At 38.5% G+C, this 20,045-nt stretch carries 25 protein-coding genes and 3 pseudogenes; 3 read left to right on the plus strand and 25 right to left on the minus strand.

The annotated features are described in order from the left end of the window. Positions 1–209: 209 nt before the first annotated feature. The 12 genes and pseudogenes from BQ7344_RS16910 to BQ7344_RS03415 form a co-directional block, all read right to left on the minus strand. Positions 210–434, minus strand: a pseudogene (locus BQ7344_RS16910) (recombinase family protein); the annotation flags it as partial. A gap of 103 nt (positions 435–537) precedes the next feature. Beyond that, positions 538–1,914 carry a sensor histidine kinase gene (locus BQ7344_RS03370; RefSeq protein ID WP_072521434.1) on the minus strand — a complete coding sequence of 459 codons (1,377 nt, stop codon included), beginning with the start codon at positions 1,912–1,914 and terminating at the stop codon, positions 538–540. After that, positions 1,902–2,564: a response regulator transcription factor gene (locus tag BQ7344_RS03375; RefSeq protein ID WP_072521435.1), complete on the minus strand. Its 663-nt coding sequence runs from the start codon at positions 2,562–2,564 to the stop codon at positions 1,902–1,904. Before BQ7344_RS03375 ends, BQ7344_RS03370 begins: the two co-directional genes overlap by 13 nt. Positions 2,565–2,578: 14 nt before the next feature. Next, the gene (locus BQ7344_RS03380) at positions 2,579–3,319 is read right to left on the minus strand and encodes a lantibiotic immunity ABC transporter MutG family permease subunit (protein WP_072521436.1); all 741 of its coding nucleotides are present in this window, start codon (positions 3,317–3,319) and stop codon (positions 2,579–2,581) included. Between the two features lies 1 nt (position 3,320). Continuing rightward, a complete protein-coding gene (locus BQ7344_RS03385) occupies positions 3,321–4,052 on the minus strand; it encodes a lantibiotic immunity ABC transporter MutE/EpiE family permease subunit (RefSeq protein WP_072521437.1) in 732 nt (243 codons plus the stop codon). Further along, complete coding sequence (locus tag BQ7344_RS03390; RefSeq protein ID WP_072523338.1) at positions 4,045–4,758, minus strand: lantibiotic protection ABC transporter ATP-binding protein; 714 nt, start codon at positions 4,756–4,758, stop codon at positions 4,045–4,047. The genes BQ7344_RS03385 and BQ7344_RS03390 overlap by 8 nt, the downstream gene beginning before the upstream one ends. An 82-nt stretch (positions 4,759–4,840) precedes the next feature. Continuing rightward, entirely contained in the window at positions 4,841–5,425 is a 585-nt protein-coding gene (locus BQ7344_RS03395; RefSeq protein ID WP_235816023.1) for a class I SAM-dependent methyltransferase, read from the minus strand. After that, the gene (locus BQ7344_RS03400) at positions 5,391–5,705 is read right to left on the minus strand and encodes a class I SAM-dependent methyltransferase (protein ID WP_083585473.1); all 315 of its coding nucleotides are present in this window, start codon (positions 5,703–5,705) and stop codon (positions 5,391–5,393) included. Before BQ7344_RS03400 ends, BQ7344_RS03395 begins: the two co-directional genes overlap by 35 nt. Next, the gene (locus BQ7344_RS03405) at positions 5,693–6,088 is read right to left on the minus strand and encodes a ParA family protein (RefSeq protein WP_235816024.1); all 396 of its coding nucleotides are present in this window, start codon (positions 6,086–6,088) and stop codon (positions 5,693–5,695) included. Before BQ7344_RS03405 ends, BQ7344_RS03400 begins: the two co-directional genes overlap by 13 nt. Before the next feature lie 15 nt (positions 6,089–6,103). After that, positions 6,104–6,268, minus strand: a complete 165-nt coding sequence (locus tag BQ7344_RS16260) for a hypothetical protein (protein WP_200793029.1) — start codon at positions 6,266–6,268, stop codon at positions 6,104–6,106. Next, positions 6,255–6,722: a DUF6075 family protein gene (locus tag BQ7344_RS03410; protein WP_044987252.1), complete on the minus strand. Its 468-nt coding sequence runs from the start codon at positions 6,720–6,722 to the stop codon at positions 6,255–6,257. The genes BQ7344_RS16260 and BQ7344_RS03410 overlap by 14 nt, the downstream gene beginning before the upstream one ends. A 286-nt stretch (positions 6,723–7,008) precedes the next feature. Further along, positions 7,009–8,694, minus strand: coding sequence for a recombinase family protein (locus BQ7344_RS03415; RefSeq protein WP_072521439.1), 1,686 nt, complete (start codon positions 8,692–8,694; stop codon positions 7,009–7,011). A gap of 337 nt (positions 8,695–9,031) precedes the next feature. On the opposite strand from BQ7344_RS03415, the gene BQ7344_RS16415 reads away from it, so the two are divergent. Both BQ7344_RS16415 and BQ7344_RS03425 read left to right on the plus strand, forming a co-directional pair. Then, on the plus strand, positions 9,032–9,217 hold the full coding sequence (locus tag BQ7344_RS16415) for a hypothetical protein (RefSeq protein ID WP_014080774.1): 186 nt from the start codon (positions 9,032–9,034) through the stop codon (positions 9,215–9,217). Further along, positions 9,210–9,818, plus strand: coding sequence for a GNAT family acetyltransferase (locus tag BQ7344_RS03425; protein ID WP_072521440.1), 609 nt, complete (start codon positions 9,210–9,212; stop codon positions 9,816–9,818). The genes BQ7344_RS16415 and BQ7344_RS03425 overlap by 8 nt, the downstream gene beginning before the upstream one ends. Before the next feature lie 47 nt (positions 9,819–9,865). On the opposite strand, the gene BQ7344_RS16640 is transcribed toward BQ7344_RS03425, so the two are convergent. After that, positions 9,866–10,000, minus strand: a complete 135-nt coding sequence (locus tag BQ7344_RS16640) for a hypothetical protein (RefSeq protein ID WP_255367425.1) — start codon at positions 9,998–10,000, stop codon at positions 9,866–9,868. Positions 10,001–10,250: 250 nt separating this feature from the next. Here BQ7344_RS16640 and BQ7344_RS16775 point away from each other — a divergent pair. Continuing rightward, a pseudogene (locus BQ7344_RS16775) lies at positions 10,251–12,080 on the plus strand (Archaeal ATPase); the annotation flags it as partial. Between the two features lie 45 nt (positions 12,081–12,125). On the opposite strand, the gene BQ7344_RS15925 reads toward BQ7344_RS16775, so the two are convergent. From BQ7344_RS15925 to BQ7344_RS03490, 12 genes and pseudogenes are all read right to left on the minus strand, one after another. Beyond that, positions 12,126–12,323 carry a hypothetical protein gene (locus BQ7344_RS15925; RefSeq protein WP_005335835.1) on the minus strand — a complete coding sequence of 66 codons (198 nt, stop codon included), beginning with the start codon at positions 12,321–12,323 and terminating at the stop codon, positions 12,126–12,128. 251 nt (positions 12,324–12,574) lie between these two features. Further along, positions 12,575–13,958 (minus strand): annotated as a pseudogene (locus tag BQ7344_RS03445) (VapE domain-containing protein). Continuing rightward, the gene (locus BQ7344_RS03450) at positions 13,870–14,508 is read right to left on the minus strand and encodes a CHC2 zinc finger domain-containing protein (RefSeq protein ID WP_015541027.1); all 639 of its coding nucleotides are present in this window, start codon (positions 14,506–14,508) and stop codon (positions 13,870–13,872) included. Before BQ7344_RS03450 ends, BQ7344_RS03445 begins: the two are co-directional and overlap by 89 nt. A 166-nt stretch (positions 14,509–14,674) precedes the next feature. Next, on the minus strand, positions 14,675–14,884 hold the full coding sequence (locus BQ7344_RS03455; RefSeq protein WP_015541026.1) for a helix-turn-helix transcriptional regulator: 210 nt from the start codon (positions 14,882–14,884) through the stop codon (positions 14,675–14,677). Position 14,885: 1 nt separating this feature from the next. Beyond that, a complete protein-coding gene (locus BQ7344_RS16420) occupies positions 14,886–15,095 on the minus strand; it encodes a hypothetical protein (RefSeq protein WP_015541025.1) in 210 nt (69 codons plus the stop codon). A gap of 28 nt (positions 15,096–15,123) precedes the next feature. Beyond that, complete coding sequence (locus tag BQ7344_RS16425; protein ID WP_235816025.1) at positions 15,124–15,303, minus strand: hypothetical protein; 180 nt, start codon at positions 15,301–15,303, stop codon at positions 15,124–15,126. Positions 15,304–15,562: 259 nt separating this feature from the next. Continuing rightward, positions 15,563–16,000 carry a hypothetical protein gene (locus BQ7344_RS03465; RefSeq protein ID WP_015541023.1) on the minus strand — a complete coding sequence of 146 codons (438 nt, stop codon included), beginning with the start codon at positions 15,998–16,000 and terminating at the stop codon, positions 15,563–15,565. 39 nt (positions 16,001–16,039) lie between these two features. Continuing rightward, on the minus strand, positions 16,040–16,465 hold the full coding sequence (locus BQ7344_RS03470) for a hypothetical protein (RefSeq protein ID WP_235816026.1): 426 nt from the start codon (positions 16,463–16,465) through the stop codon (positions 16,040–16,042). Positions 16,466–16,525: 60 nt separating this feature from the next. Continuing rightward, the gene (locus BQ7344_RS03475) at positions 16,526–16,975 is read right to left on the minus strand and encodes a hypothetical protein (protein WP_072521442.1); all 450 of its coding nucleotides are present in this window, start codon (positions 16,973–16,975) and stop codon (positions 16,526–16,528) included. Positions 16,976–17,127: 152 nt separating this feature from the next. Further along, entirely contained in the window at positions 17,128–18,117 is a 990-nt protein-coding gene (locus tag BQ7344_RS03480; protein ID WP_015541022.1) for a DUF6560 family protein, read from the minus strand. A gap of 10 nt (positions 18,118–18,127) precedes the next feature. Beyond that, positions 18,128–18,340, minus strand: coding sequence for a hypothetical protein (locus tag BQ7344_RS03485; RefSeq protein ID WP_143143532.1), 213 nt, complete (start codon positions 18,338–18,340; stop codon positions 18,128–18,130). Positions 18,341–18,474: 134 nt separating this feature from the next. Beyond that, entirely contained in the window at positions 18,475–20,010 is a 1,536-nt protein-coding gene (locus BQ7344_RS03490) for a plasmid recombination protein (RefSeq protein WP_200793030.1), read from the minus strand. Positions 20,011–20,045 lie beyond the last annotated feature (35 nt).

Consider the following 20,045-nt stretch of genomic DNA (forward strand, 5'->3'; position numbering starts at 1 on the left):
AAAGGATTGTTTCACGATTTCCATGATTTGATCTAACTCATCCTGATGCTCCATAAACAATTCTACATCGCCATTTCCCCAACGTCCTAAGCCAGTAATATCTTTGCAAATACCATTAAGCTTACTTTTCTTTCAGCATATTTCAACTTTAGTTTACCTTACTATATTTCTAATAATTTTTCAATTCAAATCCGCGCAAAATAAAACCTCTATCGTTTGCAAAGGTGTGCACTTTTGAAAGTAAAACAACCGTCTCTACATGTGTTGTCACTAGCATAGGAACACACATCCTTTACCTCGTCTGCGATATGGGAACACATTTCTTTCGCTTTTTCTACTGCTTTTGATTTCTTCCCAAATCGTTCTTTTGCGTTTCCAATTTCATTTTTGAATCCTGTTTTATATATGAAAATGATTTTATAGGGATCTTTCTTCCATGAGATTACAGCAAACGTAGTAGTAACGTCTATCAAAAGGCTTTTACATATTAGATAAAATCATGTAAAATTTCTTTTACATAGCTTAATTGCAGTCTATTTAGCTTGTTTCTTGACTACTCATGAAAAATATTTTTACTTTCGCCCCACCTGTATTTTCAGAATTTGAAAGTTTAATCCCTCCGCCATATTTTTCAGCCACAGTTTTTGCAAAAAATAGTCCCATCCCATAATGGGCTTCGCCATTTCTACTTGTGTCATCCATAAAAAACTGCTCTGTGCCATGCAATAATGCTTCTTTTGTAAATCCTGATCCACTATCTTCCACAATGAATGTCAGCTGACCATCCTGCTCCTTTGCACCAATATAGATGATTTCCTTTTCTTTCGTATGCTCCACTGCATTCTGAATCACATTCATTACAGCCCGAAACATTGGATCATAAGCAATCGTTACCTTTTTATCACTTTGCTGTGCCTTCCAGTTTATTTTCTGATGGCAGATTTCTGCCAGCCCGAGTGCCTGTTCCTTTATATCTGCGAAAAAATCTTCTAACCTCACCGTTGTATAGGTAACATCACTGCAATTCCATGATTTTGTGACATCTATCAACTGTTTTACATAACTTTGTATCTGTGTTGTGCCGTTCAAAACATAAGTGATATTATTCTTCTGTTCTGTGGTCAGTTCAGTCTCTGAAAGTAGTTCTGCATTTCCCCGTACAATCGTAAGAGGTGTTTTAATATCATGCGCCAAAGCAGACATCTGTTGTTTCTTTTCCTGCTCTGTTTTCCACTGCTTTTCTAAAGATTCTCGCAATGCATCTCGCATATCATCGATTGCCGATAAACAGTCATCAAACTCTTTGATACCGGAACAGGATGTCTCATATTCCAGATTTTGATCCTTTATTTGTCTGATTGCGTCTAATACAGGCTGCATCTGCTTTTTGATTCTTTTTCCAAAACGTATGGACGGAATGATGATAATCGCTACCGCTCCAATCACTGACATAATACTCATCACATTCTGTGGTCCTATAAAATGCTCCCTCAAAAAAGCTGAATGATATTGAGGTGTCAGGCGATATTGCAATACAACATATTCATTTTCCCTTACAATTACTTTATAAAAATATTTCCCGGATGCGTTTCCGTACTTTGCAACATTCCATGCTATCTGTTCGTATTGTTCTGACAGATCTCCACCTATTTTCTCTCCATTCTCTGAAAAGATTACATAATCACAAAGTGCAGGAATCATCTCAGCAGTTACTTTATCCGCACGTAAAATCGTATCATATGCTTCATTAATCTTTTGCTCTGCATAATTCGCCGGATAGATACAGCCCACACTAATCAAAAGGTACAGCAGCAGCCAAGCAACAATCACCAAACCTACTAATGATCCAAGCATGACCAGTACATATCTCATAAAAATCCAGCTGAGTGCATTGCTTCTCTTTACTCTTCCCATTTATATCCAATCCCCCAGACTGTTTTTATCGGTGTATAATCATAATCCGCAAATTTTGCTCTTATATTTTTGATATGCGTGATAATGGTACTGTCATTACTCTCACTGTCAAAACCAAAGACCTCTTCTAAAATCTGTTCTTTCGAGAAAACCTGTCCCCTGTTTTTAGCCAGGAATTCACAAATTTCGTACTCCGCTTTCGTAAGAGGAAGTTCCTTATCATCAACCAATAGTTTCTTTTGAGATATTTGAATACAGACCCTCCCCAAAACCATCCGGACAGAATGTTCCCTGTGCTCTCTTCTAAGATGTGCATGAATCCTTGCCCGAAGTTCCATCACTCCAAATGGCTTTGAAATATAATCATCTGCTCCCAACGAAAGTCCGTTCACCAGACTTTTTTCCTCCGTTTTTGCGGTAAGAAACAAAATCGGACAATCCACAAGTGCCCTGATTCTTTTGCATAATTCAAAGCCGTCCATTCCAGGCATCATAATGTCAAGTAAAATCAGGTCATAACGATGTAATTCTTCCATATTAAGTTTCAGCGGATTACTTACTTTGGTAACCAGATGTCCATCCTTATTCAAAATGCTTTCTATCATTTCCAGAATTGCCGGTTCATCATCAACTGCCAGTATTTTTGCCATAGTTTCCCTCGATTCTATTCCGATATTCTGTTTCCTTCCCAGTGGTTTACCCACCAAAAATAGTATACCATACTAATCCCTGTAAATATTAAGCAACCTGGTATGAATGACAACCATTCACCTACACTAGTTTCTCCCAATACAGATTGCAGATAAGTATATGGTACTCTACCCGTCCAGCAGACAAATACATATTTCCACACATAATCTCCAAGTCCGGTAAGCATCAATGCACTAATTAGTCCTGATATAATCCCTGCTCCAATGGATACCCCTTTTCCAAACTGAAAAGCCAGAATCAGCTGCCACAGATAAAGTGGAACACTGCTTCCCCACAGCAGCAATGCTGCAAATATACATCCTTTCATGATTTTGATATCGCTTGATGCGATTCTTCCAAATCCAATTCCGAATATGATTGCTGTCAATAGGATAGAGCACAGACACAAAACCAGTAGCATCAACAGTTTCGATAAAAATGCTGCAGGTTTATCCGGTAAAGACAATAGATTTTGAAAATCACCTGCATTTTGTTCCTGTTCCATCACACTTGCTGTAAAAATTCCAATAAGTACCGGAAGTCCTGCTCCTATTGCCTGATAAAATGCAATCACTTTCATATTTTCATTCCATGGTGAAAAAAAGTAATATATTAAAAATATAACGCTGGTTATAATCGGAATCAGTAAGTGTGCCAGAATCACAGATGTTCCTTTCATCTTTCGCAAGTCTGCATTAAGAGATCTTCCAATCATCTTATTTCACCTCTCTTCTCTCAAACCATTTCAAAAACAGAACCGTTACAAAAACAAACCAGATGATTGAGAGACACATTCCCGGAACAATGACTCCCGTATCCAAAAGAGGATTCCCTGCTTCTGCGGCAAGTCCATTTGGTAAAACATGAAGCAACGGGCACATCATCCTCATAGGAATTGCAGAGACAAGTACATACCAGATTCTGGTTTGTGATATTACCACACCGCTGACGGTAATAAATAGGCAGACGAACAGGTTTACAATCATTCCAAAGCGTTCACTTAAAAATAAAGCTACCGGAATCTCCCATAATTCAGAAACCGTCAGAAACAATACTGCAATCAACGCTCCTCCAACTGGAACATGTGTCGTTAGAAGAAAGCCTCCAAGCGTTGCTCCTGCAAACACAATCACATTAGAAAACAAAATCATGTACCCAATATAAATAATTTTCCCCAGCACCAATTTTCTTCTGTCTGTGGGAATAGTCGTTAAATGATAGTATTTTATCTTTTTCTCCTGCGCCACAGAAAGATAACAAAATAGAGCAATCATCCCCGGCAGCAAAAGTGTATACCACCAGTTCCAAACACTTTCTGCATAAGCATTTGTCATCCCAAGAGTAAATATAAATGCCATGACAAATGTAAGAAGAGGAAATCCCCAGATAAACTTTTTTCGCATGGTTCTTTTGGCTTTTTGATGTTCTGCTTTTATAATATTAACCATGGATTTCACCTGCTTTCTGGTTTTTTCTTACCACATTCATAAACAAATCTTCAAGATTATCTCCCTGCTTTAATGCTCCTTCGTATCCTAAGATTCCACCTGAAATAATCCCGACTTTATCTGCAAGTAACTGTACCTCTGAGAGAATATGACTGGAGAGAATTACAGTGATTCCCTGTTCCGGAAAAGACCGGATCAGCTCTCGTAATTCCTCGATGCCTATTGGATCTAATCCATTCGTAGGTTCATCCAATATCAAAAGTTCCGGTTCTCCAAGCAATGCCATTGCAATGCCTAGTCTTTGCTTCATTCCCAAAGAAAACTGTCCTGCTTTCTTCTTTCCGGTGTTTGTAAGTGATACAATCTGCAAGACCTCACCAATTCTATTTTCATCTGTACCAAGCAATAATTGTCTTACCTTCAAATTCTCTCTGGCGGAAAGATTTTCATAAATAGGCGGATTTTCAATTAACGCTCCTATTTTTGATAAATCTTTCCTATCCCATGTTATTCCATCAAAGTAAATCTTGCCTGCAGTTGGTTTCATCATACCGGTCAGCATTTTCAATATGGTAGATTTACCAGCACCATTCGGTCCAAGCAGTCCATAAATCTGTCCCTTTTCTATATTAAGTGAAACATTATTTACCGCTTTCTGTTTTCTAAAATATTTACATAGATTTTGTGTCTGCAACATCATTTTCATCTTTACCATTCATCCTTCCTTCTATATTTCATTTCTTACTGAAATATAATCTATCAGGAAAAAATAAAGATTTGATGAAGATTTATTCTCGTATGGAATAAACCATCAATTGAATATCATTATCAGAACTCGGCTTTCCACTGAAATCAGCAAAACTGTTACAAATACGAAGTCCCAGTTTACCGAATATCTCCGTGATTTCATGCAAACTATATAACCTTATAGGATTTCCTTCTTTTATTTCAGGCTTATAAAATGCTTCTCCATACATATAGTCTACCTGCCCATATATCAGTGTTTTTCTTTCCTTCTCCCATTCAAAAGCAGATAATGTAAGTCCCTTTTCTCCTGCATCCCATAACTTACACGGGAAATGTGTTTCTGCATAGCTTCCATTCATGATATCCATAAAGTGCTTTCCACCTTTTTTTAATGCTTTCGCAATAACAGAAAAAATCTTATGATTTTCCTCATCGTCTTCAAGATATCCTATTGCTCCGTCCGCCATATTCAGCACAACATCAAATTCCTTATCAAATGTAATCGTGCGAATGTCCTGACAAAAGAACTTTGCATTCAAACTTTCTTCTTTTGCCTGCTCGTTTGCATAATCTATGTACGCTGGTGTAATATCAATACCAGTAATCAAAACAAATGGCTGATTCACTCTCCATAACTTTACTCACTCCGCTAAGTAACTGCTCGAAGTCCTTCTTTTCAAGATAGTAACTGATTCCTAACAGGCTGCCAAATGCTTTAGAACCCTTCTCATAACCAAATGTTAAAAGCTCATTCTTCCATTCTGGATCTGCCAGATCACAAGGAACATTAACAGCCGATGCCTTAAGATTTGCCTTTTTGATTCGCTCTGCCTTATCCTTTAACAACTCTGGATAATCAAGTTCGTACACTTTTGTTGCACTATCTTTGTTTCTTAACGCATACAGTCAATCAGAATATAATCATATTCATCCTTCAGCAGTTCCAGATACTCTTTCAGTACTTTTTCCCTATCCTCAACAGTAAATAAGGACATATCCATTCCGGCAAGCAATTTATTGGACGGAATCAGGTCCATCCCTTCTTCATGGTGCAGGACTGCTTCCTTTGGATCAAACTCCAGCCCCATGATGATATTTTCCATCATACTCTTTAAAGTCACTTTGAGATTTTTGGGAAATCCCAGTCCCATTGTCAGATGTCCCTGTGGATCTGCATCTACCAGCACTACTTTTTTCCCATTCTTTGTCAGTCCGGCTCCCAGATTGATGGTTGTCGTCGTCTTGGCTACTCCGCCCTTCTGATTTGCAATAGCAATTACTTTACACATATACTTTCCTCCGATTTACTGTTTTTCTTCTACTTCTACATAAACACGAAAATATTTACTTGTTCCTTTATTTGCGTAAGCATCAGATATTTCCAGGACATCCAGTTCCTTATGCTTTTCCAAAATACGGCGAAACCATTGAATGTCCTTTAAAGTACCCTGTAATCTAATTTTCAGCATATATATCCTCCCAGTCTTTGTAAAAGCAATATTCTGGATAACGGATTTTAATGGCTTCCCAGAAATACCGGGCATATCCACAGCAAAACAGATCCTCTACGGTATAACACTGACATTCTTTCAACTGATCTTCTTCTGCTTCGTAATCTCCGACGCTTGGTGTTCCATTACAATACAGGTTAAATGCCATACGGACGATTCGTAAACTTCCACTGGTCTGCCACCCTTCCTGCAGGCATTCCGTTTTTACACATCCAGTTTTAAAATTATAGATTTTATTCACATTATTTCTTGTGTCCCTGTCGATACCCAGGCAATAAACCAAAGCCCGATGGTAAACATCCTGATATCTGCATTTTTTCAGATATTCCTCATAAAATTTTTCGTGTTCCCTGCTCTTGAAAGTAATTGTTCGAGAATTGCTATTCTCTGCTCTTAACGCTGTGTTTGTCATTCTCATTTTCCTCCTGAATTTTTAATATTTGGGTATAAAAAAGACACTCCATTTCTGGAATGCCCCATAAAAAATAGGGACACCCGCTTTTAACAAGTATCCCTATAATCTATCAATGATCTGATAGCTCTCTATTCATTTTCATATTCAAGATTCTTTGTGTTCCCCGTCCCGAGGTCTAACGCAACAACAACGGTTACTTTCTTCACAAGGCTCTTTTCTTTGTGATTTTCACCTATTTTTCTGAAACTGAAAAACTCCACAAAGTGCGTAAATTCAAGGATTTCTACATATTTTTCCTTTGTAACAACACCACAGTCTCAACGGTACTTTCGTTGTCCCAACAAAGTTCCTGTGTTTCCCTATCTCCAAAATACACCGGAAAACGGAACTTTATGTGCTTCAGGAATCTGCCATCTGGCTGCTCCTGCTCATAAATGTCCACCTGTTCCACAAAGCTGTTAAGAAATTCTTTCTTCTCTAGGTCGGTGAACTTATCATATAGTTTATCAAAATATAAGAGAAATTGATAGACGTTTTCTTCTGATATTTTCTGTTGCTGGATATTCAGCAGGCGGTTCTTAACTTCATCTATACTGTTCTCCACGCCTTCGATCTCATCGTACAGACGGTATAACCTTGTCTCCATATCCTGATATTTCTTCTCATAAAATTTATCCATAATATCCAGACTGTCCATCTGCTGTCCAAGTCTTGCTTTTGCTCCGGTCAGCTGCCTGTGCTGCTTTTCCAATCCGTCAATCTCTTTTTCTATTTCTTCTGTATCTATTCTTGAACCAATTTTATTCAGAATTGCTTCTTCAAATTTAGGATTCTTCACCAGCTTCCGAATAACCTCTTCCACTGCATTGTTAATCTTCTCCTCACTCCATTGTTTACGATATCCACATTTATGACCGTCTACCAGACGACGATGTTTACAGGCATAATAGAAATAATCCTTATATAAGGTTCCGTCTTTCTTTTTCTTTCGGTTCACGTTCCCATACATACCGCTTCCACATAACGGACAGCTCAATATTCCGGATAAAATATGCTCATGATCCAGACTATGTGTCTTTTCATATTTCACACCCGTTTTTTCCCGTTTTTGATGAGCAAGCTCCCAGTCTGTTTCTGAGATGATTCCTTCATGGATACCATCGTGCAGCATATAATTTTCCTGCTTTACAATGCGATATTCATTTCTTGTTCCAGAAACTTTCTCGTTCTTCCTTCGTCCATAAGCCAACTTTCCACAGTATACCGGATTATCCAGAACACCTTTTATAAAGGAAGAGGCAAATGCGTCCAATGTATTATTCTGTCGTTTTTTCTTTTTATATCCATGCTGGTTCAGCCATGCAGCAATCGCAGAGATTCCCATATTAGTATGAATAAATTTGTCATAAATCAAACGAATAATCTCCGCTTCGTCCTCTGCAATCTGTAATTCTCCATTTACCAATTCATAACCATATGGAGCGAATCCTCCGTTCCATTTTCCTTCCCTGGCTTTCTGCTTACGTCCTTCCATTGTCTGAACAAGGATATTCTCTCGTTCAATCTCTGCCACCGCAGACAGAACAGAAATCATCAGCTTTCCGCTATCTTTTGAGCTGTCAATCCCATCTTCAACACAGATCAGATTCACTCCAAAATCCTGCATCCTCTGCAAAGAGTTTAATACATCTGCCGCATTACGACCGAATCTGGAAAGCTTGAACACCAATACAAACTGTACCTCATCTGTTCCATTCTCAATATTATCTAACATTCTCTGAAATTCCGGTCTGCCCTCTACGCTCTTTCCAGACTTACCTTCATCGGAATACTCATTTACGATTTCCATGTTTTGAAATTCCGCATATCTCTTGAGTTTTTCTTTCTGAGCATCCAGACTGTAGCCATCTACCTGCATGGTTGTGGATACTCTGGTATATATATCGCATTTAATCTTTTTATTCTTCATAATCTTCCTCGCAGTATAACTCTGTTTTATTGTCCCAACCTTATTTTAGTACTTGTTCCAACTACTTTCAATACTTATTTTCCGTATTGACGCATTTCTTCGCCAATCATATAATTAAGTTAGATACAGAGCATTTCTGTTATCAAAATATTACCCGCCCACCATCGGCGACTTATAAATGATTGGCTCGAAAATATTGTTCGCTTACCGGAAGCGTCTAATAAATGTCCGGCTTGAAAATTATTTAGAAATAATTTCTGTTTTTGATATTGTGTTTTTATCACACATTGCATATACTATAAATACACAAAAAAGCCAAAAAAGAGGAGGTGTTAGTATGGCTACTTCAAGTATTACTCATAATTTTGTCGTATCCAATCCAAATAGCGTAAAGCGTTTTGTCGCAGCAATTGACGAAGCTGACCGTGACCGCACACCAAAGCAGACACTTCCCGGACGTCAGTTAACAAACCCACAGGAAATCTTAGCTTTAATGTCAAAAAGGAAGAAAAAACATGTCTGATAAATATTTTACCGTTAATATTCGGGCATATTTGGATAAAGACGAACCGACATATATCGGAGAGGAAAGTCTTTACGACTTACTCTCCGATTTTTCTTGTCCCAAAAATCCCGATGTGGAATACTTTTTATTACATAATGCGATTGAGTTTACCAAAAAAGATCAATCTATCACTTATCTGGTATTTGATGCTGAAGATGCTTCACTGGTTGGTTATTTTTCACTTACAGTAAAACCCATCTCTGTCCGTGCTTCAAATATCAGCAAGACAATGGCAAAAAAGCTGTCCCGTGTCAGTATTTTGGATGAAGAAACACACTCCTATACTACCGCAGCTTACCTGATCGCCCAGTTGGGAAAGAACTATTCTCTTCCAAAGGAAAAACGAATTCCTGGAAATATTCTACTGGGATTTGCACTGGAAACCATATCCAGTCTCAAATATTCCGTAGGTGGCGTTATGGAGTTTCTTGAATGCGAAGATAATGAATTTCTTCTGAGCTTTTATACGCAGAATCATTTCAAGCCATTTGATACTCGTATTACCGCTTCTCAGAATAATGAGCCACACACTCTGCATCAGCTTTTAAAATTTATTTGATTTAAAAATGCATGAAAAAAGCGACAGTCTGATTTACATTTTGTATTTCAGGAAACTGCCACTTCTTTTTCTTCCTTATTCTGTTTTTCTTCCTCCAACTCCCGGAGGACTTCTTCGCCGTACTTATCAATCATCCGTACCAGAAAATCAATGCACCGCTCAAATTCAATATTCTGTTGCATAAGCTCCTCCCGTCATTGTTTTGATCTGAGCTTATTTTACAGAACCTGCCGGAAAACCACATTGAATAGAAATTGATTGCAAATTGACACAATCACTTTAAAAATATCCACATTTTCTTGAACCGAATATATGTTCGTGTTATGATAGATATACTCAATCTTAACTACGAAAGGGGAATTTCTATTGAATCGATGCGATTTTTCTTCTATTAGCACTTGCTTAAAAAATCATATCAGCGAAAGTAATCAAATGAGTCAGCCTGATTTTTTATACGAATTATTTGAAGATTTTATGGATGATCCGGCAAATCAGGATTTTTCAATGGACAACGGTCTGGTTTGCCGCTGGATGACTGGTCAGGCTAAAATCAGTCCTAAAATATCCGCTTACTATTCCAAGCCATCCAATCAGGAAAAATTAGCCCATACCATCCACCAGAATCTTCTTCCACTGATGTCTGACTGTAATATGACTATACAAGATATTTACACTTTATTCATTCAGGATGACAGCATCTCAGATGCAAAAAAGAAAAATCTGGCTTCTCTGTACAAACCAGCCAGTTCAAGACTGCTGTTTCTTGCAAAACTGATTTCTTTTGGCATGGAACGCCAATTCATCAAACGTAATACCAAAAATCAGAAGCTACTCGCCGGAGGGGCTTTATCCCCCATTGTGCTGGATTATATTATGGATAGTGAGGTTCCGAAACCATGCCGTCATTTTATCGGAAGAGATAAAGAACTGGAAGAATTATATACCATGCTTGAGGAAAACCGTCATGTTTTTCTTTGCAGAATCGCCGGAATCGGAAAAAGTGAACTTGCCAAAGCCTACGCAAAGCGGTACATAAAGCAATACACCAATATCCTTTATGTAGAATATACCGGCAATCTTCATCAGGATATTACTGACATGGATTTTATTGACGATCTTCCGGAAAGCACTGAACAGGAACGGTTTCAAAGACATAACCGTTTTCTGCGTTCCCTGAAATCTGATACTCTGCTTATCATAGATAATTTTAATGTCACTGCTACACAAGACAGCTTTCTGGCAGTAGTATTAAAATATCGCTGCCAGATTTTGTTTACAACCAGAAGCAAACTGGATGAATACTGTACTCTGCCATTAAAAGAAATATCAGATATGAACGCTCTCTTCCAGCTGGCATCAGTATTTTATTCAGAGGCAGACACGTACCGGGCAACAGTTGAAAAGATCATCGAAACTGTTCACTCTCATACTTTTGCCGTGGAACTGGCAGCAAAACTTCTGGAAAATGGAATCTCGACTCCAGACCAGTTATTAACAAGACTTCAAGTGGAAAAAGCATCTTTCCATAACGAAGATAAAATTAAAATAATCAAAGATGGACAAAGCAGCAAAGCCACCTATTATAGTCATATCCATACGCTGTTTTCTTTATACACTTTATCTCTTAAACAGCAGGATATCATGTGTAATATGTGCTTTCTTCCTTCCACCGGTATTTCTGCCCGTATATTTGCCAAATGGCTGGAACTGTCCACACTAAATGAAATCAACGATTTAATTGAGACTGGTTTCGTTCAGACAACAACACGTCGCACTATCTCTCTGCATCCGATGATTCAGGAAATCACCCTTTCAGAGACAAAACCATCTGTAAGTAGTTGTCACACGTTGCTGGATTCTTTGCAGCACATATGTTTAATGCATGGAATGGAAGTAGATTATTATAAAAAGCTATTTCAAACAATCGGAAATATCATAGAATTGATTGAAAAAGATGATATGCCAAAGTATCTGCTTTTTCTGGAAAATGCATTTCCATACATGGATAACTATAACTATCACAAAGGTATGAAGGGAATCATTCAGGAACTGAAGGTGCTGTTAAAGACAAAAAGCATTGGCACCAACTCTGACCGAGCGTTATTACTGGATTTTCAAGCAACCCTTGAAACCAAACCTGAAAAAGCAATAAAACTGGAAAAGGATGCACTTGCCCAGATAGAAAATATCACTGCTGACAATGCTCGTCTTGTTTCCAACCTTCATGCCAATCTCGGTGGACTTTACCGCATAAACGGTCATCTGAAAGCTTTTGTCAAGGGGGTGCGTGGATATTTTTCATATTACTTACGCAGATTCTCTCTCTGCTTCTGCCTGAATAATGCGTTTCAACCTGTCCTCCGCAGTCAAACCGCTACTATGGTCAAAAAACACTTTGACTTTATAATTTGTTTTGCCTTGCTTAATCACAAAAACTCCATCCGGTTTGTTTTTCTCCGAATGGTTATTTGGGGTGGGTAGTGTACTGTTCACAATATTTGTCATACGATATTCCTCCTACTTAAATGAAAAAAGCCCGACAAGGAAAGGTCTGACAACGAAGTTCCGACAACGGACATCAGAAAACCTTTTTTCTTTATCGGGCGATACTATCTTTTTACTATTTCCTTTTTCTTTATAATATTGGTTGTCATGGTTGTCAGAAAGGGAAAAGTGCCGCAATATCAAGGCTTTCGGGATTTTCGCCCGACAACCAGACCGACAACCGGCTCGACAACCGAAGCGACAACTGGCTTTTATTTTTGCTTCAACCATTCTTCCGGAAGTCCTAACTGTTCCATTTCCTCTGTCGGGATTTCCTGAAAACCATCCATGCTGTTGTCAGGCTCGTTGTCGTTCCTGATACGCTCCCAGCCTTTTTGTCTGCGGTAAGGCTCTGGAAAATACCTAGGATCTAGGATTGCTGAACGCCCTCCAGCCTGTGACAGCGTTATTCATAATGTCGTTGATCTCTCGCAGTTCCCATTGTTTCGGTTCGTCATAATCATGCCCCAGTGCTTCCTTATAAAGCTGTTTGGAACAGACCATGCTGCCGGAATAGCGTTCCAAATAGTCTAAAATCTGTCCTGCCTTTGTGTCCTCCGGCATAAAGTCCTTTTGGTGGGCTTTCAGATAAGCGTTCATAGCCGGACTGAATCTCAGACGGAAATTGCCGCTTCTGTAAATCTCCATAGCCTCTGCCCACATCTGATTGATATACTCTCTGGAAGCCTGTTCATCCGCCAAAATATGAACCTCAGCCCTTTCAGGATAGACCATAACCGGAACGAAGCGGCGGTTGCCTGTTCGGTCAAGGGGAAGAAAGTCAAGGGTATTAGAAGAACCTCCAAACACACATTGTCGTTTTCTGTCTGCCGGATGTGTTTCATACGGTATCTTATAGGTTTCCTTTTGGCGGCTCAGAAAGGATTTGATTTCTTCAATGCTCTTAGCGTTGGCGGTTGCAATCATTTCCGACATTTCAATAATCCAATGCCCCTGCATTTTGCGGTACACGTTTTCATCATCCAGCTTTTTCAAGTCATCAGAGAACCAATCATCATTGACCGCAAGCAAACGGAAGAAAGAGGACTTTCCGGCTCCCTGACCGCCTACAAGACAGAGCATTACCTCAAATTTGCACCCCGGCTTAAAGGCTCGTGAGATAGCACCCAACAGAAACAACTTCAATGCTTCATAGGTGTAATCATCTGTATCAGAACCGAGAAAGTGGTGCAGACAGAAGCGTATGCGTTCCGTTCCGTCCCATTGCAGGGCATTGAGAAAATCACAGACAGGATGGTAACGGTTTTCGTTGGCAATAACCGCAACTGCGTCTATGATTTTCTTCTCTACGGTCAATCCATAGTTTTCTTCAAAATATAGGAGCAGATATTTCACATCTACATCCGTCAATGTCGGGCTGTCACGATACCAGCCGAGGGGCTTCACAATGTCGATTCTTTCGGTCAGAAGATTTTTTCGGATAGCCCCTTTCAAAAGTGGGTCATATTGCAGAACACGCTTATAATTTGCGGCAGTATTATAAACCTTACCTTTCTCGCTCTGCTCTAAGCTGTTTCGGATTTCTTCTACTGTGCATGGTTCTGTCTGCTGACAGTTCTGCAATTCGCTGTTCAAGTTTCAACGCCTCCTTTCTCTGTTCTGCCACAAGTGCTTTTCGTTCCTCCAATGAACCATACAGAAGAATATCAAGCAGATATTCGATATAGTTCTTCCTGTGCAGTGCTTCTGCAAACAGAGGATTCCATTCCTCATCCGGCTGTTTAGGAGCGTATTTCTTTTCCCATTCTCTAAGAAGATGAAAATAATCCGTCAGCACCTTGTAGCAATGATTTTCTCCTTTTTGATACTTCTGTTCCGGTGTCGGCTCACGAATACGAGGGCGGACACTGGGCTTTTGTCGGCTGTCATAGTTAAGACCAAAATCTTCAGCAAGTTTGACAGCAGCTTCCCTCAGCCCGATACCGAATAGCTTCGCTGTCAGATCAACAGCGTCTCCGGTTGCTCCGCAGCCAAAACAGTAATAGCGTTCATCCAGCTTCATACTGGGGGACTTATCCGAGTGAAACGGACAGCACGCTATACCTGTGCGACCCACTTTCAAGCCATAGGCTTCTGCGGCTTGTCGGGCAGTAACATTTTCTTTTACAACTTCAAATACATTCATGTGACTCCTTTCCTGAAACGAAAAAAGCACCTGTCATTTTCAAAACGAAAACAGCAAGTGCCTTAGAGTTCCATATTCAATTTTGGGTGCAAAAAAGCAGGAGACCTTTTCGGATTTCCTGCTTAGTAAAGCTGTGAAGATTTATTAGTAAGAAGATGTCTAAATTTTATTTCTCATCTTCTACAAATTCAAATAACTCCTCCACTGTAACATGAAATACTTTTGCAATATCCATGGCTAATTTAAGAGACGGATTATATCTGCCATTTTCAAGGTGAACTATCGTTTCTCGTCTCGCACCAACAAGCTCTGCAAGTTCGCTTTGCTTATATCCTGCCTGCTCACGATATTCTTTAATTTTTGTAACAAGAGCCATATCATACCCCCTTGCTATCTATAATCACAAACATCAATGTTCTAATAATAGATAAAATCAAAATAGTTAAAACTATAATCCACCCAACTACGCCCATATTGATAGCATCAACATGACCCAAAACAGCACATCCCCAGGCAACTACAACCATAACAGCGACAAAAACCTTCAAGCAAAATGAATCACATCGTTTCAAGTTTCGCTCTGCCATTTCATCAATTCCTTCCTTTTTGTATTTCTTAATTTCTCATTTGCTGAAATGCAAAAAAAGCAGCAAGGAAACAACCAAGTACAAGCTGTAAAGTTAGATACCAGTCTTTCCAATCCGTTCTTGCCCACATCCAGTAGTAAGATGCAAGAATGATTGCGTAGATTATTTTTGTTCCAACAATTTCTCTTAAAGATACTTTTTTATTCATGTTTCTTCCTCCAATGTTATATATTTCGCACTTGCTATGTTATAAATATATCACTCAGATATACAAATGTCAATAGCAAAAGTGAAATATTTTTAACTTAGTTTTCTGACAAACTTACCCTCCCTAAAGCAAAAGCACCTGTCATTTTCAAAGTGAAAACAGCAAGTGCTTTAGAGTTCCATATTCAATTTGGGGTGCAAAAAAGCAGGAGACCTTTTCAGATTTCCTGCTTCTTCTAAATGATAATTATTTCGTCTAATTACTGAAAATCGGGAATTTCCTCACAAAATTCCTCGTTATAATAAGGCACGCCATCTTTGATACCCATAGTGATTTTTGAATCTAAATCCAAATAGTATCCCTCATACTGATAATCTGCCACTTCTTCTGATTCCTCTATCAATTTCTTCAGAGTTTCAGCAGCTTGCAAACTCTCAGCATTGTTCAGACCACCAATCGCCGGTCCGCTGCTTCCCTCATACACTTCCAAGTAAATTTTTTCAGAAGACTCCGACTCAACAAATAGAATATAAGAGTAAGCGTCTTCAAAATTCTGTGTTTCATAATTGGGTTCTCCAAATAATGCACGCAGTCTGCCATAGGCGATTACAGGTTCTAAATCTAAGTTTGTAAGATTGCTGCTGTTTTCCGGTATACTTGTCAGGCTTGTGTCTTTCTTGAAATCAGATATTGTCATAGCATTTTCTCCTCGTATGGTAACTTCCAATTAACCTAATCATCTCGATTTTTCTCTCGAAATAATTGCTCCATATTTGGTATGTGGCAAAAATTCAACTTCTAAAAAATCGTTTTCATCAATGTATTCTGAAAAAACCGTAATTTCAAATACTTTTCCTGTATCTTCATCCTTTACAAAAATGCTTCTACGTTCATGAGAAACATCCGCACCACCATGACTTTGTTCAATAGTATAGCCTTTAATGTAAAAATATTCTTTATTAATTATGTACGGAATATCAAAAATAATTTTCATTATATATACTAAAATAAAAATTACCGTTATTAATAACATTAAATTAGCACCTCTAAGTAATTTAATATCATTTCTACCGTTATATTTATATTGCTCTACAACACTTTTTTTCTTAAAAAAAAGTGCAAATAAAAACTTTCTTTTTTTATACAATACACTATATAACATAATACTGCTATTCCAAACAATATCCCTCTTATTTCAAGTCTAAAAATACTAAATTCCATTTTATGCCTCCCCACAACCAAATAATTCTGTTTTTATATAATCATATATCTCTCCTGCTACTCCATCTCTTATCGATTCAACTAATTGTGCAATATATCCTTTTAATAATGTTTTAAGATGCATTGCACCTGTCCCATTAACAAGCCTTGTTATTCCTCCTGCAAAAATTGCTTGATAGTTATTTCTTCCTGCATTTAATCCTTTTATTTTTATTTTTGATCCTATACCGCCTAAGATACCTCCTAAAATCAAATCTTCAAGTACATCCAAGCTGATTTGTTCTATTCCCCTTTTATTTGTTCCTGTCATCGTTTCAAGACTTTCCCCAACTAATGTTGATGTTCCACTTGAAATCCCTCCAATAATAAAGGGCTTTGATAAAAAATTTAGTATCTTTTCAGAAGCGCCTATAGTTGTACCTACTTTTCCTATAGCTGAAGGTGCTCCCAAAATTCCACCTAATGCACCACCAAATGCTGAACCAATATACGTTTCAATACTGGAAAATTGTACCAGTAAGAGATCTGGTGTTCTCCGCTTTCCTTTTTTATCCGAATAAGTACTGCTTCTTCTTTATCCTAATCTTCCACATTATTTATCAATCACATTACAGATATTTTTTCATCCTTTAATCTCATTAGCAAAACTTCTACATTTTCATTATATCTGTCTATTTTTATTGGTTTTTCTCCTTTTACATAAATAATTATGTACTCCTTTTCTATTATACTTTTGTGTTGCTCAACCTTTGTAATCTCTTTAAATTCAACTGTCCGCATTTTCTTTAGAAAATCTTTCTTATAAAGTTTGTCTTGTACTTCCAGTTGATCATACCAATAGACACCGCTGTAATAAAGCAACAGTAAATCTATCACTCCCAGCAACAGATACATCCAAATTTTCCCATCTCGAGTCAAAAATAATACAATTGTAAAAAAAGTATAAATGCAGAAACCTATGATAGGCAATATTTTCCGGATAATCATTGGCTCTACGATGCAGTGCTCTTTCGTAGATGGAATCAATTCTTCTTCATCTATCCCCCTTTTTTTCAAAATAATTAGTAAATCATAAACATCTCCTTCTGCATCCATTTCATACTGGAATATCTTTTTCTCCCCCTGATAAAAGCGATATTGATTTCTTCTCTTTCCTACGCATCTTGTAATATCTTCAATTCTATATTTCCTTGTAATTCCTAATGCAGAACGGTAGATAATCTCTTGTGTGTCATATTCTATCTTCCATATGTATCCATATAATGTCAGAACAATTCCTAATACTGTAAATCCTATAGATACCAACAAACAAATCAACATAAAATAACAATTTTCTATCTGTTGTACAAATTCCCATTTGAAGATCTGACTTAAAATAAAAGCAATAGTTGTACAACCAAAAAATATTCCGCATGGTAATCCTACTTTCAAGATGCTGGGTGCTGTAATTATATATTTTTTTGTCTGCTTTCTGGATTTCTGCTTTTTGGTTACCTCAACGTCTTTCTGTTCCTTATATTTTTTCATAGCGTATTCAGCTATTCTTATGGATAAAAGAATGCTGATTACTGGTACAAGTTCTTTAATATTCATAGCTGGTCTCCTATCCCATTACTCCACAAATTTCTAACGTTTCTTCACCATCTTTATCGACCTTAATATTGTTGCTTAATATCGACATTATCCAATCATCACTGTTTTCTATTGGCAAAAAATCTTTTAACATATCTTTAATATATCCTCGTACATTGTTCCCTAATGCACAACCGCTTAAGCATAGTGAAACAAGTAACACCAATGTTAATAATTTTTTCATGATAGCCGTTACCTCTTTAAGATTCTCAAATAGTGTATCTCCATTATACTTCATCAACCTAAAGAATGGAAGATATTTTCTTGCTCCCTAAAGCAAAAGCACCTGTCATTTTCAAAGTGAAAACAGCAAGTGCCTTAGAGTTCCATATCCTGTTTTTTGCTTTTCGCCGGAATTGTCCGGCTGACTTCACGCTCTGCCATTTCCTTCTTCTTGCGGCTCAACTGATCTATAATGGAACTTTTGGCTTTCTTCTTGATTTGCTCCGTTCCGGCTTTTTTGACCTCCGGTTTCATCAGCGTAGTTTGGATTTTCTGAATGGTTGATTTCATAGCATTTGTGATTCTTGCAATCACGCCATCCAATCGTTTCGTTGCATACTCGATTTCTTTCTTTGAAGCCTTACGCTCAGGGGAGAGAACCCACGCTTTAGACTGCTCCACAAGCTTAATATCCTCCTTGTGCGTTTCCAGTTTCACAGTATCAGCAACGACCTCAACCGCCTTGTCATAGGCAATATCAGCAACCTCATCCACCAGAGCTTCCACATCCTCAATCTTCATCGTGAGTTCTTCCAACTTTTGCTCCTGTGCTGCCAGTTGCTCCTTTTGCTTGAAAAGAATATAGTCCTGTTTTTCCAGATAAGCACGACCACCATATTCCGGTTCTTCTTCCAGTTGTAAGCCATGCTTTTTCGCCACATCAAACAGAAGCACTCGGCAGGCTGAATCGAAAGTCATCTTGCGGTTGTTTTTTCTTCCGACCGGCTTCTCCGGTTCCGGCAGTTCAAACCCCAGTGCTTCCAAAGCCTTTTCCTGTTGTGGGGCAATCTCCCCATATTGATTTTCACAGTCGAACACATGACGCTCGTGAATATGAGGGGTGCTTTCATCCAAGTGAAGCGCCCAATTCAGGATATGGACATGAGAGCCGAAACGCTCATTTACGATTTCCATAAATTCTGTGACGATCTCAATGAGCAATTCCGGTGGAACATGATTATCAAGCGTTCCAATCTGATAGACCGTTTCCTCTGGACAGGTCTTTTTGCTTTTGAGTAAATCTCCGGTTTCCTTATTTCTTTCAGGGTGTCGGTTCTTCACATTTCTTTCGTTCTGTCCGGTCACAAAATCACGATACCGCTGACGATAGAAAAGCTGTTCCACATCTTCAAAAGTGGCAGACAGCTCATTTTCCTTTTCGGGATTTTTGAAATTGCGGAAGCCATTGTAACAGTCCCAATAGAGATTTTGTTTGGCTCGTTCTTCGTCAATGTGTTCGCTGTTGGCAATATCAAAGCTGCGGTCATTGTGCTTCGGATTATAGACGCCATTCTTTCCGGCTCGTCCATTGTGCCTTGTTAATTTCACATGAGTTCCTCCTTTTCTTTTTGATTTCCCCGACAGGGGAGAAGGGCAGCGAAGCTGATTCCTTGCGGCTTTCTGCGTCAAGTAATACCCAGTACTAAGTGGCGAAACGCCACTTAACTGGGCAAGGCTGCCGCCCTTGACCTGCACAGGGGTATTGCATTCCCTGTACCCATGCACAAAGGGTTGCACCCTCCGTACTCCCGCCCGAACAAACTGACTTCGCCCCGTCCCAAGCTCTGTCAGTTCCTTCGGTTTTACAAAACAGTCCACCGGACTATTTTGCAAAAAGAAAAACCGACGCATGATCGCTTTACGCTCAATACATCGGTTTCTTCATC

The sequence above is a fragment of the Blautia sp. Marseille-P3087 genome, from assembly GCF_900120195.1.
GTDB lineage: Bacteria > Bacillota > Clostridia > Lachnospirales > Lachnospiraceae > Blautia_A.

Coding starts and splice junctions, on each gene's coding strand:
- BQ7344_RS03480 (WP_015541022.1), bottom strand. CDS start 18,117: ATGAATATTAAAGAACTTGTACCAGTAATCAGCATTCTTTTATCCATA.
- BQ7344_RS16415 (WP_014080774.1), top strand. CDS start 9,032: ATGGCTACTTCAAGTATTACTCATAATTTTGTCGTATCCAATCCAAAT.
- BQ7344_RS03385 (WP_072521437.1), bottom strand. CDS start 4,052: ATGGTTAATATTATAAAAGCAGAACATCAAAAAGCCAAAAGAACCATG.
- BQ7344_RS16640 (WP_255367425.1), bottom strand. CDS start 10,000: ATGCAACAGAATATTGAATTTGAGCGGTGCATTGATTTTCTGGTACGG.
- BQ7344_RS03470 (WP_235816026.1), bottom strand. CDS start 16,465: ATGTTATATAGTGTATTGTATAAAAAAAGAAAGTTTTTATTTGCACTT.
- BQ7344_RS15925 (WP_005335835.1), bottom strand. CDS start 12,323: ATGACAAATATTGTGAACAGTACACTACCCACCCCAAATAACCATTCG.
- BQ7344_RS16420 (WP_015541025.1), bottom strand. CDS start 15,095: ATGGCAGAGCGAAACTTGAAACGATGTGATTCATTTTGCTTGAAGGTT.
- BQ7344_RS03425 (WP_072521440.1), top strand. CDS start 9,210: ATGTCTGATAAATATTTTACCGTTAATATTCGGGCATATTTGGATAAA.
- BQ7344_RS03390 (WP_072523338.1), bottom strand. CDS start 4,758: ATGAAAATGATGTTGCAGACACAAAATCTATGTAAATATTTTAGAAAA.
- BQ7344_RS16260 (WP_200793029.1), bottom strand. CDS start 6,268: ATGCTGAAAATTAGATTACAGGGTACTTTAAAGGACATTCAATGGTTT.
- BQ7344_RS03375 (WP_072521435.1), bottom strand. CDS start 2,564: ATGGCAAAAATACTGGCAGTTGATGATGAACCGGCAATTCTGGAAATG.
- BQ7344_RS03490 (WP_200793030.1), bottom strand. CDS start 20,010: ATGCGTCGGTTTTTCTTTTTGCAAAATAGTCCGGTGGACTGTTTTGTA.
- BQ7344_RS03405 (WP_235816024.1), bottom strand. CDS start 6,088: ATGTGTAAAGTAATTGCTATTGCAAATCAGAAGGGCGGAGTAGCCAAG.
- BQ7344_RS16425 (WP_235816025.1), bottom strand. CDS start 15,303: ATGAATAAAAAAGTATCTTTAAGAGAAATTGTTGGAACAAAAATAATC.
- BQ7344_RS03455 (WP_015541026.1), bottom strand. CDS start 14,884: ATGGCTCTTGTTACAAAAATTAAAGAATATCGTGAGCAGGCAGGATAT.
- BQ7344_RS03410 (WP_044987252.1), bottom strand. CDS start 6,722: ATGACAAACACAGCGTTAAGAGCAGAGAATAGCAATTCTCGAACAATT.
- BQ7344_RS03450 (WP_015541027.1), bottom strand. CDS start 14,508: ATGAATGTATTTGAAGTTGTAAAAGAAAATGTTACTGCCCGACAAGCC.
- BQ7344_RS03485 (WP_143143532.1), bottom strand. CDS start 18,340: ATGAAAAAATTATTAACATTGGTGTTACTTGTTTCACTATGCTTAAGC.
- BQ7344_RS03415 (WP_072521439.1), bottom strand. CDS start 8,694: ATGAAGAATAAAAAGATTAAATGCGATATATATACCAGAGTATCCACA.
- BQ7344_RS03465 (WP_015541023.1), bottom strand. CDS start 16,000: ATGACAATATCTGATTTCAAGAAAGACACAAGCCTGACAAGTATACCG.
- BQ7344_RS03370 (WP_072521434.1), bottom strand. CDS start 1,914: ATGGGAAGAGTAAAGAGAAGCAATGCACTCAGCTGGATTTTTATGAGA.
- BQ7344_RS03380 (WP_072521436.1), bottom strand. CDS start 3,319: ATGATTGGAAGATCTCTTAATGCAGACTTGCGAAAGATGAAAGGAACA.